A 1445-nucleotide genomic window follows, 5' to 3' on the forward strand; every position below is an offset into this window, starting at 1 on the left:
CCTTGGCGCGCTGCAGTTGCTCGTCGGCGCTCAGCGCGTGTTCGGCGGCGGGGACGGTGAGCAGGTCGCCGTACATCAGCGGGTCGAGCTGGGGCTTGAACAGGTAGATGATGCCGGTCAACGCCAGCAGCACCATGAAGGGGGCGACAAACAGCCCGGCGTAGAAGTGCCAACGCCAGGCCAGGTTGTAGAAGGAGATTTTTTGTGTGCTCATCAGGGCTCCGCAAGGTTTTGTTTTTTGGGGTCAGTTACACCGCCATCGGGGGCAAGCCCCCTCCCACATTTAGAATGCATTTCAGGTGTGGGAGGGGGCTTGCCCCCGATGCTTTAGAAGCTCATGTCGACCTTGGTCCAGAGCGTGCGCCCCGGCTCATTGATGGCCTGCGGATCGTTGGCCGGGTAGCCGAACCCGGCGTTGCCGGCCAGGTTCAAATGCTCGGCGTAGGCTTTGCCGAACAGGTTGTCGACGCCGGTGCTGACCTTGAAGTTTTTATTGATGCGGTACGCCGCGTTCAGCGAGAACACGCCAAAGCCGCTGCTCTTGTCGTAGTCCTTGCCGACCACGTTGCCTTTGTTCTGGTCGATGCGGTTTTGCGCGGCGACCACTCGCCACAAGGCGCCGGCGCTCCAGTCGTCCTCGCTGTAGGTCAGGCCCAGGCGCGCATCCAGCGGCGGCATTTGCGGCAGGGGCTTGCCGTCGCTGCTGTTCTTGCCCCAGGCATAGGCGAGGGTGGCGTCGGCCTTCCAGTGTTGGGTCAGCTTGTACGCCGCGCCCAGTTCGCCGCCCATGATCCGTGCGTCGACGTTACGCGCCTGGGACGTGGTGCCCATCATTCCGGCCTGGTAGTCGAAGAGGATGAAGTCGCGCACCTGGCCGATATAACCCGAGGCCCAGGCTTCGAGGTCAGCGGTCTTGTATTGCGCGCCGAAGTCGAGCTGAGTGGTTTTCTCCGGCTTCACGCCATCGAACGCATTGACCGAACCGGCCGCGCCGGTGTTGGCGGAAAACAGTTCCCAGTAATCCGGGAAGCGCTCGGAGTGGCCCAGCCCGGCGTAGAGCGTGGTCGGGGTGTCTGCCAGGTCGTGCTCATAACGCATGAAGCCCGATGGCAGGGTGTCGGCGCGGGTGTCATCGGCGGTCGGGTTGGGGCGCGCCGACATGCCTGAACCGATGGTTTGGCGGAAGTCCCTGGCCGAGGCGCGGTCCAGGCGTGCGCCGGTGATCAGGCGGTCGCGGTCGGCGGCGTACCAGGTCAGTTCGCCGAACACGCCGTAGTTATGGAAATTGGCGTCCTTGTTGCGCGGTAACTCCTTGTAGGTGTCGACGCCCATGCTGCTGATCTGCGCGGTGTTGTTGCTGGTGTTCGGCATGGCGGTGTACTCGTCGCTGGTGAAGTTCTGGCCCTACAACCTGTCGCTGTCGCTCAACCACTACCAGTTCGAAG

The 1445-nt window shown here is 63.0% G+C and carries 1 protein-coding gene and 1 pseudogene; both read right to left on the bottom strand.

The window, feature by feature from the left end; all coding sequences use genetic code 11:
- A partial coding sequence (locus L9Z73_RS30410; protein ID WP_247408661.1) for a PepSY domain-containing protein occupies nucleotides 1-214 on the bottom strand: 214 nt, incomplete at its 3' end.
- Nucleotides 215-327: 113 nt separating this feature from the next.
- Nucleotides 328-1338 (bottom strand): annotated as a pseudogene (locus L9Z73_RS30415) (TonB-dependent copper receptor); the annotation flags it as partial.
- Between the last annotated feature and the right edge of the window lie 107 nt (nucleotides 1339-1445).

Source organism: Pseudomonas emilianonis (assembly GCF_023072625.1).
Taxonomy (GTDB): Bacteria; Pseudomonadota; Gammaproteobacteria; order Pseudomonadales; family Pseudomonadaceae; genus Aquipseudomonas; species Aquipseudomonas paraveronii.